Source organism: Metabacillus bambusae, from assembly GCF_017497975.1.
Lineage (GTDB): Bacteria > Bacillota > Bacilli > Bacillales > Bacillaceae > Metabacillus > Metabacillus bambusae.
Window position 1 is genome coordinate 36,008 of sequence record NZ_JAGDEL010000030.1, and the last position, 13,266, is coordinate 49,273.

The 13,266-nt window shown below is 35.1% G+C and carries 13 protein-coding genes, 1 tRNA gene, 1 pseudogene and 1 other annotated feature; all 15 genes and pseudogenes read left to right on the top strand.

Going from position 1 to position 13,266, the window contains the following annotated elements:
• The first annotated feature begins 236 nt into the window (after positions 1 to 236).
• Entirely contained in the window at positions 237 to 1,517 is a 1,281-nt protein-coding gene (locus I7822_RS25965) for an FtsK/SpoIIIE domain-containing protein (protein ID WP_207981966.1), read from the top strand.
• The gene (locus I7822_RS25970; protein WP_207981967.1) at positions 1,459 to 2,037 is read left to right on the top strand and encodes a replication-relaxation family protein; all 579 of its coding nucleotides are present in this window, start codon (positions 1,459 to 1,461) and stop codon (positions 2,035 to 2,037) included. Before I7822_RS25965 ends, I7822_RS25970 begins: the two co-directional genes overlap by 59 nt.
• Positions 2,038 to 2,167: 130 nt before the next feature.
• Positions 2,168 to 2,584, top strand: a complete 417-nt coding sequence (locus I7822_RS25975; protein ID WP_207981968.1) for a hypothetical protein — start codon at positions 2,168 to 2,170, stop codon at positions 2,582 to 2,584.
• Positions 2,585 to 2,599: 15 nt separating this feature from the next.
• Positions 2,600 to 2,890 carry a hypothetical protein gene (locus I7822_RS25980; protein WP_207981969.1) on the top strand — a complete coding sequence of 97 codons (291 nt, stop codon included), beginning with the start codon at positions 2,600 to 2,602 and terminating at the stop codon, positions 2,888 to 2,890.
• Positions 2,891 to 3,151: 261 nt separating this feature from the next.
• A complete protein-coding gene (locus I7822_RS25985; RefSeq protein ID WP_207981970.1) occupies positions 3,152 to 4,693 on the top strand; it encodes a recombinase family protein in 1,542 nt (513 codons plus the stop codon).
• 33 nt (positions 4,694 to 4,726) lie between these two features.
• Positions 4,727 to 4,816 (top strand): annotated as a pseudogene (gene gerE / locus I7822_RS25990) (spore germination transcription factor GerE); the annotation flags it as partial.
• Positions 4,817 to 5,016: 200 nt separating this feature from the next.
• Positions 5,017 to 5,466 carry a MarR family winged helix-turn-helix transcriptional regulator gene (locus I7822_RS25995; RefSeq protein ID WP_207981990.1) on the top strand — a complete coding sequence of 150 codons (450 nt, stop codon included), beginning with the start codon at positions 5,017 to 5,019 and terminating at the stop codon, positions 5,464 to 5,466.
• A gap of 9 nt (positions 5,467 to 5,475) precedes the next feature.
• Positions 5,476 to 6,297 (top strand): glutamate racemase, encoded by an 822-nt coding sequence (racE, locus tag I7822_RS26000; protein ID WP_207981971.1) that lies wholly within the window; start codon positions 5,476 to 5,478, stop codon positions 6,295 to 6,297.
• Positions 6,298 to 6,480: 183 nt separating this feature from the next.
• Positions 6,481 to 7,551, top strand: coding sequence for a GerMN domain-containing protein (locus tag I7822_RS26005; protein ID WP_207981972.1), 1,071 nt, complete (start codon positions 6,481 to 6,483; stop codon positions 7,549 to 7,551).
• A 113-nt stretch (positions 7,552 to 7,664) separates the two neighbouring features.
• Positions 7,665 to 8,432 (top strand): ribonuclease PH, encoded by a 768-nt coding sequence (gene rph, locus I7822_RS26010; RefSeq protein WP_207981973.1) that lies wholly within the window; start codon positions 7,665 to 7,667, stop codon positions 8,430 to 8,432.
• The gene (locus I7822_RS26015; protein ID WP_207981974.1) at positions 8,429 to 9,022 is read left to right on the top strand and encodes an XTP/dITP diphosphatase; all 594 of its coding nucleotides are present in this window, start codon (positions 8,429 to 8,431) and stop codon (positions 9,020 to 9,022) included. The genes rph and I7822_RS26015 overlap by 4 nt, the downstream gene beginning before the upstream one ends.
• A gap of 18 nt (positions 9,023 to 9,040) precedes the next feature.
• Positions 9,041 to 9,553: a metallophosphoesterase gene (locus tag I7822_RS26020; protein ID WP_207981975.1), complete on the top strand. Its 513-nt coding sequence runs from the start codon at positions 9,041 to 9,043 to the stop codon at positions 9,551 to 9,553.
• Positions 9,554 to 9,732: 179 nt separating this feature from the next.
• A tRNA-Arg gene (locus I7822_RS26025) sits at positions 9,733 to 9,809 on the top strand.
• A gap of 759 nt (positions 9,810 to 10,568) precedes the next feature.
• Positions 10,569 to 10,822: a binding site (T-box leader), on the top strand.
• 110 nt (positions 10,823 to 10,932) lie between these two features.
• Entirely contained in the window at positions 10,933 to 12,657 is a 1,725-nt protein-coding gene (gene ilvB, locus I7822_RS26030; protein WP_207981976.1) for an acetolactate synthase large subunit, read from the top strand.
• Positions 12,654 to 13,169, top strand: a complete 516-nt coding sequence (gene ilvN / locus I7822_RS26035) for an acetolactate synthase small subunit (RefSeq protein ID WP_207981977.1) — start codon at positions 12,654 to 12,656, stop codon at positions 13,167 to 13,169. Before ilvB ends, ilvN begins: the two co-directional genes overlap by 4 nt.
• The last annotated feature ends 97 nt before the right edge of the window (positions 13,170 to 13,266 follow it).

Here is a 13,266-nt window from a genome sequence, read left to right on the forward strand (position 1 = left end):
AAGTTCATGAGGACATGCAAAAATTCAATACGCGGCCATATACATTATCATGGGCGCTAAACAATACGGAGACAAGGACGTTTTATAGTGCGTTTGAGTAGTACGTTTATAAGTGCGTGCGGCGAACGCTATAGTGAATTAATTAAACCTAATAGTACCAATGGTCCAGTCATCTTTTCAAAATTCGTTTTCGTAGCAACTATTACTACGTAATATCCAAAATTGGAGGTGGTGTGATGTTATTCGAAATAGGAACAACAATTATCATGGGTGGTGTTGCTGGTTATGCTTACTTAAAAACAAGTGGATCACCTTCAAACGATGCTGATAAAATTCAAAGAATTTTTGCTAACTCAGGTTGGAACGGTCGAAACGGCGAGATGATCCGACTTCAAAGAAAATCAAAATTTAAAGGTGGTGTTGAATATGCGTATCAGATACCTTTAGGATTTGACCGTAAGAAAATCGAAGCTGACAAACACATATTAGAGGATGGTTTGAACATTCGTCACAAATACTTTGAGATTGATCCCTCGGAACTATTAAAGATTAAATTTGATAAAACTGTTCTGCAGCAAATAAAGAAGATACTCACAAATCAAAAGATTAAGAGAAAAGAAATTGAGCTTTTATTCGATGGAATGCTACGAATAAAGGTTTATAACGAAAAAATGCAAGATCAGTATGACTGGGATGAAAGTTATTTAAAGAAGGGTACATGGTCCGTTTCTATCGGCAACACTCGACAAGGGATTGTAAGACATGATTTTGACGAATATAAGCATTTAATCATTGCTGGTGCTTCAGGGTATGGAAAAAGTGCCCTTTTAAAGCTCGTAGTTACTTCTTTAGTATTACAGCAACCAGACAATGCGAATTTACATCTGATTGATCTAAAGGGCGGTTCGGCCTTCCAAAGGTTTAAAGATATAAAACAAGTAAAAAACTATACTCGTGAACCTGAGGAAACTAAGGATATTTTGAAAGAAATTCAAGAAGAAATGAATAAAGCTTATACAGACATAGTTGATCAAGGTTATGAGGATGTTAAAGAATCCGGCCGCAAAGAGCGTCATTTCATAATTATTGATGAAGCAGCTGACATTGCAGACAATCAAGCATGCATGGATGTTGTAACAGATATAGCAAGAAGGGGAAGGGGGGCCGGTTATTATTTGATCTATGCCACTCAGTACCCTTCAAGTCAATCCATCCCTCAGCAAACTAAAAGAAACATACCTACTCGATTATGTTTTGTACTAGACGATGCAACAGCTTCTAATACTGCACTTGGTCAAACGGGAGCTGAGGAGCTTCCGTTAATACCAGGCAGAGGAATCTATAAAAATGTGAAAAGTAAGGTCGTTCAAACACCGTACATTAATAATAAAGAAATTCAAAAGCGTATTGAACCTCACATTGTCATAAAACCTCGAAAAGAAAAGGAGAGTGACAACGTTGAATCTAGAAAAGGAGAAGAGGGAAGAAGCAATTCTTTTATTTTTGAAGAAACTTGATTATTTGACGAGAGAACAGTTGCAAAATCTTCACGATTTAGGGAAAAAACGAAATGCTCAAAAGGTACTAAGTAACATGGAAGGAGTTTCTTCATTTACAAACGATAGAAAACATGTATATTACCTTAATAAAACAGGTCGTGAAAAGGTTGGTGCTACAAAGGTTAGGAAAAAAACTGCTATGATCAATCATTATCTTATGAGGAACGATTTATATATTGCACTTGGCAGACCTTCTACATGGAAAAATGAAATGAAAATCACTATACCCCATACAAAAATCTCCATTATTTCAGACTCTATATTCGTCTCAAATAAAATACACCACTTTGTAGAAGTTGATTTTAAGCAATCAATGACAAAAAATACCGCAAAAATTAAAAGGTACCGTCAATTGTATGAATTTAATCCTAATTTTGTTCTTATTTGGATCACAACAACACCTTATAAAAAGAAAAAGATTCTATCTCTATGTGAAGGTTTAAATGTCCAAGTGTATCATTGGGATGACATCAAATAGGGGGAATTACCATGTGGAAAAAGGCAGCGTTTCAAGTTGGTTTGATGGCACTCGATTACGGATTAAAAAAGCGTAAAAAGAGAAAGACGAATAAAAAACGTAAGACTAATAGAAAGAAAGGGTGATCATCATGAGAACACAATCAATGACTATTAGTGAATTTATGTCTGGTGAATATAAGGTGAAAAAGAGAAGTTTTTCGCAAATGAAGACAGCTGCAGCATCAGTCCTGCCCCTTTCTTTACTTCCGACATTTGCATCAGCTCAAACAGTAACACCAGAAGTAGTACCAGCTGGTGCTACAGAATGGATGAGCGAAAAAGCGTTACAAACTATTGCTCATGCTTTAGATCCACTTGTAGATATTATGGTTGCTCTTAGTTTTCCGGTTGCATCTGTCATCATTATGGGTGCTTGTTTCTTCTTTATGCTCGGTAAATCGGAGAGGGCTTGGAGTACGATAATGAACTGTGGATTAGGATACGTATTAATTCAAGTTATGCCATTATTATTAAATGTCTTAAAAGAGGTTGGAGGGGCGATTTAAGGAGGTAATTTCAAAATGAATTTTATATTTTTAAATTATAGAGACATAAGAGAGTGGTTAAAAATTTTCGAATATAAAACATCTTATGATTATGATGGAGAAAAACAATATTTCTGCTTCGATGATACCGAAAAGGGCGGAATATACACCTTAATGAAATACAGTAATGGCATTTTTACTCTCCATTCTAAAGGAGAAAATTATTGCGAAGATAAAGAAGTTGAAATTAATGAAGATGAATTAGTCAGATTTATTTGGAAAAACAGAAAGGTTATTCATAATGAGTTCAAGAGGGAAGGAAAGTGATAAAAATTCAAGAGTTATTGATGAAATAGATAGTTTTTCAAAAATAAATTAAAAGTGTCATCTTTTTAAGGGCTCCTGTATATGCTTTATTACAAAAGCGATGAGCCAATACTATGCCCTCTGTTCTAATTCAACAGAGGGCATTAATTTTCGTATTTAGTTACGAAAAAAAAGGAAACGAATGTTCGAATATTATGTCCATTTTGCAATCATTTACGTGTACAATATATACATATACCAATTGCAAAGTGAGGGGATTATATGTGGTGGGAAAAAGCATCTGACAGTGCAAATTTGATTTCTTTTAATGAATACCCTTATTTAGTTTACGGTCGTGTTTCAACTGAAAAAGATGAACAGGTATCTTCTTTAGAGAACCAGGTAGATATATGTAGAAACTGGTTAGAAAGAAATAACTTTGAATGGAACGAGAAAGCTATTGTTATTGACAACGGGATAAGTGGAACAGTTCTATTAGCTCGTGCTGCGATGCAGTTAATTTTAGAGAAAGCTAGAAAAAGAGAAATAAAAATGGTTCTATTCAAGTCCATCCATCGTCTTGCTCGTGATATGAAGGATTCTCTTGAAATTAAAGAAGTATTATTGGCACATGGAGTTCGTGTTGTAACTATTGAAGAAGGTTATGACAGTTTATACGAAGGTAAAAATGACATGAAGTTCGAGATGTTCTCAATGTTTGCTGCCCAATATCCAAAAAGCTTATCTGTATCCATTAGTGCGGTTTTGGCAGCCAAAGTAAGACGTGGAGAGCATATAGGCGGTAAATTACCATACGGATTTAGAGGTAAGGATAAAAAAATGGTGATCCACGAAGAGGAAGCTGAGGTAATTAGATACATTTATGACCTCTATAATAATTTTGGTTATGGATTTAAAAAGATTACTAACATTCTTAACGAAGGCCTACGAAAGGGAGAAGTGCTAGGGCCACAGTCAAAAGATAAATGGCAAGTTACTACTGTACAACGTATCTTAAGAAATCCAACATATTGTGGTGTGTTCGTATTAAACAGATACACTAAGATAAAAGTAGGTGGGCGAAAAAAGCAGATAGAAAATCCTCCAGAGAAATGGGTTACCTTTAAAGATCATCATCCAAAAATCATATCTATTGAGGATTGGGAAAAAGCTAACAATAAGGAATACACCAGCAATAAAACGAGAATCACAGCGTGGAATGAATTTCGAGGTATTTCAAAATGTAGTGAATGTGGTTCTAACATGGTAATTGTCCAATCATATAAAAAGAAAAAAGATGGAACAAGAACAGAATGGAAATACTTAAAATGTAGTGCATACCGTCGTAGTGGTGAACATGCATGTGTAAATCATACGCCTATTCAATACGAGGATTTTAGAGAATTCGTTTTGAAACGCCTAAAACGTAAAGGGAAGAAGATTTCAGTTGATTTTGGTTCGAACTTTCATGACCAGAAAAAAGCAGAGATTAAGCATCTTGAAAAAGAGATAAATATAATAGAAGAAAACAGAAAAGAGCTCATTGATTTGTATATCGAAGAAAAGTTAATAACAAAAGCCGAATTCCTAGTTAAGCGTAAAGAATATGAAGAAAATATCCTAAGAATGAAAGACCGTATGTTTGTATTGCAACAAGATGAAGAAGTGAAAATTGATATAAGTAATATCCAAGAGGCATTTCAACAACTTGAAAACACAGAAGAGGACTTACGCCATGCTTTTGAGATATTAATTGAAGAAATTAATATACATCCAGAAGGTAATGTAGATATTAAGTACACCTTTGAGTTTAAAGGTAAATAACCATAATTCTGTATAGATGGTGCGCAAAAGTACCACATCGCAAATGCGATGCAAAAGCTTGGTGTTAAGGGACGTTCTCAAGCGGTTGTTGAGCTCCTTAGAATGGGTGAACTAGAGCTCTAACCAATACCGGCTAACCTTTTCAGTAAGGAAGCCGGTTATTATTATTTTCAGTAAAAATTAGTAATGTAATACATAAAAACTAGCTGAATGATAAAATATGTAACTTGCATTTTTAAAAGAAAACATGGAAAATATGAATTGATAAGCTCGGGTGTCTTAATAAGAAGCATATCATAACTAATTAGTGAGGATTTTAAGTGATGACAAATAATGCAAGTGTTAACGAACAAACCGTAGCTGATCTAGAAAAGGCGCTACGTCACATATCAGCTATTATTAAGCAAAAGGGCCGGGAAATATTAAATGATTATACCATCACTCCCCCTCAATTTATTGCCTTACAATGGCTTTGGGAAAATGGAGACTTAACAATTGGTGAGCTTTCTAATAAAATGTATTTGGCATGCAGTACAACGACAGATTTAGTTGATCGTATGGAAAAAAACCAATTAATCTTAAGAGTGAAAGACCCAAAAGATCGAAGAGTCGTACGAATACATTTATTACAAGAGGGCGAACGTATTATTGAAGAAGTAATCGCTAAACGTCAACATTACTTAAAAGATATGCTCGTTACATTTGAAGAAAAAGAATTATCCATTTTGGAAAAATCGTTAATTAAGCTACAACATGAAATGAGAGAAGAATGAGGCGATTATTTGAAAAGTCCAATCGGTGTCATTGATTCTGGCGTCGGCGGTTTAACAGTCGCAAAAGAAATAATGAGACAATTACCAAAAGAAGAAATTATCTATTTAGGCGATACAGCTCGGTGTCCTTATGGACCAAGGCCTGCTGAAGAGGTACGTCGTTTCACATGGGAGTTAACAAATTACTTATTAGAAAATCATCATATAAAAATGCTAGTTATTGCTTGCAATACAGCCACAGCTATCGCTCTACATGAAATTCAAGAAAAAATTAACATACCTGTTATAGGAGTTATTTTTCCAGGAGCTAGAACAGCTGTTAAAGTAACGAAAAATGAACAAATCGGTGTTATTGGAACATTGAATACCATTAAGAGTGCTGCTTATGAAACAGCTCTTAAAACCTTAAATAATAATTTAACTGTAGAGAGCTTAGCGTGCCCTAAATTTGTGCCATTAGTTGAAAGTGGTGAATATGAAGGGGAAGAAGCAGAGTTAATTATTGAAGAATCTTTAGCTTCTTTTAAAGATCTTAAAATTGACACGTTAATTCTCGGATGCACACATTATCCAATTCTTCAGCATCATATCGAGGAATTTATGGGACAAGCGGTAAGAATTATTTGTTCCGGTGATGAAACTGCTAGAGAGGTTAGTACGATTCTATCGTTTAAAAAGGCTCTAAATCAATCTTCTGGTAAACGTGAGCATTTGTTTTTAACAACAGGACCTCAAAAATTATTTGAGAAAATTGCTACAAAATGGTTTGAACATCCTATTGAAAATGTTCGCACAATTTCATTGGATAATCTAGAGAATTTAAAAGCTTAAAAAACTATGGAAACACGGTGTTTATGGACATCGTGTTTTATTTTGTATCAATTTATATTTACTGCTTTTTTGCTGAACAAAACATACCTCTTCCACCTTTTAGAAAGTTTGTACAAATAATCGGTCTAAAACACATAATAGCTCGTATACATAGTAGTACAAACTGCCTTTGGAGGGATTTTAATGTCTAAATTCAACAAACAGATTGCAATCACTGTAATTGCGTCATCCATGCTACTCTCTGGTTGTGGTTTATTCAATGCAGAACAAGCTACAAAAGAAATTGATCCACCTCAAGATGTGACGTTTAAAGAAGAGGGGGAACAGTTGGATTCAAAGGGTAAAGTAGTAGATGTGAAAGGTGAAGAAGCAGCTAAAAAGGTGACGAGTCAATTATACTTAATTGATAAAAATGGATTTGTTGTCCCTTATTCGATGAATCTCCCTGAAACGAAGAGTGTTGCAAAACAAGCTTTAGAATATTTAGTAGAAGGTGGACCAGTTTCTAATATTCTTCCTAATGGATTCAAAGCAGTCCTTCCTCAGGACACACAGGTTTTAGGAGTGGATATTAAAAATGGTGTAGCAGTAGCTGACTTCTCTAAGGAATTTAATGCTTATAAAAAAGAGGATGAAGCAAAGATTTTACAAGCTATTACATGGACATTAACTCAGTTTGACTCTGTAGAAAAAGTGAAAATATGGGTGAATGGCCATGAACAAAAGGAAATGCCTGTAAATGGCACACCAATTCAAGATGGTGTTACCCGTGAAAGTGGAATCAACCTTGATTCAAGTGATGTAGTTGATATTACAAATACTCATCCGCTAACAGTTTATTACACAGCTGAATCAGATGGACAACAGTACTTTGTACCAGTAACAAAGCGTGTTAGCAATACTGAAACAGATTCAATTGTTTCTGCTGTAGAAGAACTTGTCGATGGTCCGACTGCTTCAACAGGTCTAATAAGTGACTTCCAAAATGGTGTTGAATTATTAAGTGCACCAAAATATGAAGATGGAAAAGTAACATTAGATTTTAATGAATCAATTTATGGAAGCTCTGATGAAGAACAAAAAATAATATCTTCTAATGTACTTCAATCTCTTGTATTGACATTAACTGAGCAACAAGGAATTGAAAGTGTTGCTGTAACTGTCAATGGAAAAGCGGAATTAATTAATGAAAATGGAGAAAAGCTAACAGAACCTGTTACAAGACCTGCCAAAGTGAACACAGGTAGTTTTTAATAATAAGTTTTTGATATACTATAAAAAGGGTAAAAAGAGGTATGCTTTTAAAAGCTGCCTCTTCTTTCTTGTTTATACATAAAATAGTGGACTTTCATTGGAGGGAATTTAGAATGAGACATGATGGTCGAAAAGTTAATCAATTAAGAAAAATAGATATAGTAAAGGATTTTGTCATTCACCCAGAGGGTTCTGTATTAATTACCTTTGGTGATACGAAGGTGATATGTAACGCAAGTATCGAAGACAGAGTGCCTCCGTTTATGCGTGGTGAAGGCAAAGGCTGGATTACAGCTGAGTACTCTATGCTCCCGAGAGCAACAAATCAACGCACGATTAGAGAATCCTCAAAAGGGAAAATCAGTGGCCGGACAATGGAAATACAACGGTTAATTGGTAGGGCATTACGTGCTGTTGTCGACCTGAAAGAATTAGGTGAAAGAACGATTTGGATCGACTGTGATGTCATACAAGCTGATGGTGGAACAAGAACGGCATCGATTACAGGTGCATTTATTGCTATGACATTAGCTCTTGGAAAATTAGTGAATGACGGTAAACTAAAGGTATTACCTATTACAGATTATCTTGCTGCCGTTTCAGTTGGGGTTGACAAAGAGCATGGAGAAATCTTAGATTTAAATTATATTGAAGACTCAAGAGCCCAAGTAGACATGAATGTCATCATGACTTCACAAGGTAATCTTGTTGAGTTACAGGGAACAGGGGAAGAAGCTACATTCACAAGGCAACAATTGAACAGTATGCTTGATCTCGCTGAACAGGGGATTCAATCACTTGTTGAGCATCAAAAAGAAGCGCTAGGAGATCTATCACTTATTGTGTCGGAAAATATGAAAAAGCAGGTTGGTACAAAGTGAAAGAAATAATTATCGCAACAAAAAATCAAGGGAAAGTAAAAGAATTTGAAGCATTATTAGCTCCGATTGGTTTCCGAGTTCATTCACTTCTAGATTACCCGGATTCAATAGATGTTGAAGAAACAGGAAAGTCATTTGAAGAAAATGCAATATTAAAAGCAGAGGCAATTGCAATGCAGTATCAGAGAATGACAATTGCTGATGATTCAGGTTTAGCGATCGATTATCTAGGTGGTAAGCCGGGGATATTTTCTGCACGCTACGCAGGACCAGAAAAAGATGATCAAGCAAATATCAATAGAGTACTTGAAGACTTATCAGATGTACACTCTCTTTTGGATCGTTCAGCAAGTTTCATTTGTGGATTAGCTCTATCGATACCAGGTGAAAAAACAAAAACAGTTGTAGGTACATGTGAAGGGTATATCGCAACAGAACCACAAGGTGAGAATGGGTTTGGTTATGATCCGATCTTTATTTTGAAAAATAGAAATCAAACAATGGCAAACTTGACAAAAGAGGAAAAAAACCGGATTAGTCATCGTGCAGATGCATTAAAAAAATTATTAGAAGTCATCAAACAATCTTAAAATGGGGCGACGTGTATCATGAAAGTTTTAATAATGAGTGATAGCCATGGCTTAACAACTGAAATAGATGACATTAAAAACCGTCATATTAATGAAGTTGATTTTATGCTTCATTGTGGGGACTCTGAATTATCAGGTGAGAGTTCGGAGTTAATAGCATTTAAAGGTGTTAAAGGCAATTGTGATTATGGTTCAAATTTGCCTGACGAGATAATTGAAGAACTTGGTGATTATACTCTGTATATGACACATGGTCATTTATATAACGTAAAAGCAACATTAATGAATTTAAAATACCGAGCATTAGAGATAAATGCGAAAATTGCTTGTTATGGACACTCACATATTGCAGGTGCTGAGATCATTGATGGCGTTCTATTTATTAATCCTGGTAGTATCAGACTTCCAGTACTGCGAAGACAGAAAACATATGCTATACTTGATGTGGAAAATACATTAGCAAAGGTTACATTTTATGAAGTGAATGGACGGGAAGTTGAAGAACTTTCTCGGCAGTTTACGCTTGAATAGTAAATATGAGGGGGATCATATCCCTCTTAAAGATAATTTCAAAAAAGTTAATAAAAGTTGTTGACTTTTATATCATTTAAAAATATAATAATAAATGTCGCTGATGATTATTGTGGAAATAACAAACAATACAGTGAGATGGATAAAGTACTTAGACAACATTTTTACTTTGATAATGTGTCCCAGTAGCTCAGCTGGATAGAGCATACGCCTTCTAAGCGTACGGTCGGGAGTTCGAATCTCTCCTGGGACGCCACTTATTACATACTCAACCTTTCATTACAAGATGAAAGGTTTTTTTGTTTTCTTAAGGCTCTTTTCTAAAAGATTGTTGCTTTTAAAACAAAAACTAATTCAGGTTAATTGGAGCGGAAACCAACCACACCGCATTACTTGGTAAATAGCAACAAAGTTTGCGAAAACAGCCTTTCTTAAATACAAAGCACTTTTAAATTCCAAAATTCAATATCAAATATCTAAAAAATATGGGAGAATACCTTACATGTTAGTACACGATGTAACATTTACCATGTAACATAATCCATAACTAAAGTTCATCAATGATCTCACGAACCTCATATTATTTAAAATGTTATAGAATAACCGATTTTAGAATAAACTCCACAGCTGCGGATTTTTATTTTCCTCAAAAAAATTTAAAATTAGCCTTTCCAATAAAATCAATAATGAAAGCGGATACAACAAAAATGATAAATCTAAATTATCAAATAATTCGTAAAACACTGTTGACACTTGCATTTATAGAGCGTAATATAAGTTCAAATAAAGTTACACGAACATTTAAAAAAGTGTAGAAAATTCTATCAAAGGTCTCAGAGTTTTCTATTCGACATAAAATGTTCACTTTATAAAATTACATCATTAGATGATCAATTTCTTTAAAAAATGATCCTCTGATAATAATGTGATTATGAGAAACGGGAGGTTCTTACCCCCTGGCTATATTTCAACTCATAATGTGATATTCCTTTATTCTGACTAACAAAATTTATATCGTAAAGCAGTGAAGAGGATAAGTAGTCTTTGGAAAAGTATTCAACAGAGAACCGGGGTAGCTGGAAGCCGGTGATACTCCCATATGATGAACTCGCCTCTGAGTGTTAATCTGAACATTAGTAAGATTAACCGAGTCCCATTCTTCGGTACTCGTTATCAAAGTGAACAGTAAATCTGTTCGTAAGGTGGTCGCTTTTGACCATGAAGAAGGGTGGTACCGCGAAAAAGTTTATTAACCTTTTTGCCCCTTTGACACACAAAGTTATGTGGAGTCTTATGAGGGGTGGGAAGGTTTTTTATATGCTGTTTTGTCAACAATAAAATAACACGAAGGCTAGTAGCCTGCTAAGGGAGGAAAGAAAATGAGTACAAATGTACAGTTGAACAGCTCAACTGCCAAATGTACAAACACAATGTCAGGGTCATTAATGCTGATTGAAGCACTTAAACAGGAAAAAGTTGAAGTAATTTTCGGATATCCTGGTGGTGCAGTATTACCTATCTATGATAGTTTATACGATTCAGGTATGAACCACGTATTAACTCGACATGAACAAGGTGGGATACACGCAGCAGAAGGTTATGCACGCATCTCTGGTAAGCCTGGCGTTGTGATTGCTACATCTGGTCCAGGTGCTACAAATTTAGTTACTGGATTAACAGATGCGATGATTGACTCATTACCATTAGTAGTTTTTACAGGGCAGGTTGCTTCTAGTGTAATTGGTTCAGACGCTTTCCAAGAAGCTGATATTTTGGGGATCACAACTCCAATTACTAAACATAACTATCAAGTTCGTGAAGTAAGTGAACTTCCAAGAATTATTAAAGAAGCATTTCATATTGCGACAACAGGTAGACCTGGTCCAGTATTAATTGATATTCCTAAAGATATTGCGATTTTTGAAGGGGAATTTAGCTATGATATGCCTGTTAACCTACCAGGATATCAACCAACAAGTGAACCGAATTATTTACAAATTCGCAAACTAGTGGAAGCAGTAAGTAGAGCGAAAAAACCAGTCATTTTAGCTGGAGCAGGTGTTTTACATGCAAATGGATCTGAAGAGCTAATAAAATACGTAGAACAACAGCAAATACCTGTTGCAAACACGTTACTAGGCTTAGGAGGATTCCCAGCAGATCATTCTTTATTTTTAGGGATGGCTGGTATGCATGGTACTTATACAGCTAACATGGCGCTTTATGACTGTGACTTACTGATCAGTATTGGAGCAAGGTTTGATGACCGAGTTACTGGTAACTTAGAGCATTTCGCGAAAAAAGCAATAGTTGCTCATATTGATATTGATCCTGCAGAGATTGGGAAGAATGTTCCAACTCAAATCCCTATCGTTGGTGATGCAAAGCTTGTTTTAGAGCAATTAATAAAACAAGACGGAAAACAAGGCGATAATAAGGAATGGAATGAACAACTCGCTAATAATAAGCAAGAATATCCATTGGTTTATAACGAAAGTGATACAGAGTTAAAACCGCAAAATATCTTAGAGCTTATTCACAAGTGGACAAAAGGTGAAGCAATCGTTACTACTGATGTAGGTCAGCATCAAATGTGGGCAGCCCAATATTATAACTTTAATAATCCTAATAAATGGGTAACATCAGGTGGACTTGGAACAATGGGCTTTGGCCTACCAGCAGCAATTGGAGCACAATTAGCTGATCGAGAATCAACTGTAGTTGCCATTTTAGGTGACGGTGGTTTCCAAATGACACTTCAAGAGCTTTCAGTCATTCATGAATTAAACTTACCTATTAAAGTTGTTATTTTAAATAACGGAGCTTTAGGTATGGTGAGACAGTGGCAAGAATTATTTTACGAAGAAAGATACTCTCATTCGAAATTTGTTTCTCAACCAGATTTCGTTAAACTATCTGAAGCTTACGGTATTAAAAGTGCTCGTATTGAGAAAAGTGATGAGGGCTGGGAAGAGAAATTGAAAGAAGCTATCACTTCAAATGAACCAGTACTTTTAGATATACATGTATGTAAGAATGAAAATGTCTATCCTATGGTAGCCTCTGGAAAAGGGTTGCATGAAATGGTAGGTGTTAAGCTATGAAAAGAATCATCTCATTAACAGTTCTTAATCAAACTGGAGTTTTAAATAGAATTACAGGTTTATTTTCAAAAAGACATTTCAATATTGAGAGCATAACAGTAGGTCATGCTGAAACAGAAGGTGTTTCACGGATGACACTTGTTGTAAATGTTCAAGAAGAAAAAGAAGTCGAGCAGATTACAAAGCAATTGAATAAGCAAATTGATGTTATTAAGGTTACTGATATTACATCACAATCAATTGTATCAAGAGAGCTGGCGTTAATTAAAGTAATGTCCACTCCAGCGACAAGAATGGAGCTTCAAGGACTCATTCAACCTTTCCGTGCTTCAGTCATTGATGTTAGCCGAGAAAGTGTTGTTGTTCAAGTAACAGGAGAACCTGAGAAAATTGAAGTCTTAATAGATTTATTAAAACCTTATGGTATCAAAGAAATTGCACGAACTGGAACAACAGCTTTCACTCGTGGAACTCAAAGATCTGTAAAAGAAGTTCCAATATCAATTGTATAAAGGTTAGTGATCTTACCTGAATAACACAGGTTTTAAGATTCATATATAAAGCAATTATCTTATTTAATTCTTACTACTATTTTAAGGGAGAGATTAT

Bases quoted from the DNA above. Each gene is read 5' to 3' on its own strand.
- I7822_RS26020 (WP_207981975.1), top strand. From the start codon at position 9,041: ATGAAAGTTTTAATAATGAGTGATAGCCATGGCTTAACAACTGAAATA.
- rph (WP_207981973.1), top strand. From the start codon at position 7,665: ATGAGACATGATGGTCGAAAAGTTAATCAATTAAGAAAAATAGATATA.
- I7822_RS25985 (WP_207981970.1), top strand. From the start codon at position 3,152: ATGTGGTGGGAAAAAGCATCTGACAGTGCAAATTTGATTTCTTTTAAT.
- I7822_RS25965 (WP_207981966.1), top strand. From the start codon at position 237: ATGTTATTCGAAATAGGAACAACAATTATCATGGGTGGTGTTGCTGGT.
- ilvN (WP_207981977.1), top strand. From the start codon at position 12,654: ATGAAAAGAATCATCTCATTAACAGTTCTTAATCAAACTGGAGTTTTA.
- I7822_RS26005 (WP_207981972.1), top strand. From the start codon at position 6,481: ATGTCTAAATTCAACAAACAGATTGCAATCACTGTAATTGCGTCATCC.
- I7822_RS25995 (WP_207981990.1), top strand. From the start codon at position 5,017: ATGACAAATAATGCAAGTGTTAACGAACAAACCGTAGCTGATCTAGAA.
- ilvB (WP_207981976.1), top strand. From the start codon at position 10,933: ATGAGTACAAATGTACAGTTGAACAGCTCAACTGCCAAATGTACAAAC.
- I7822_RS25980 (WP_207981969.1), top strand. From the start codon at position 2,600: ATGAATTTTATATTTTTAAATTATAGAGACATAAGAGAGTGGTTAAAA.
- I7822_RS25975 (WP_207981968.1), top strand. From the start codon at position 2,168: ATGAGAACACAATCAATGACTATTAGTGAATTTATGTCTGGTGAATAT.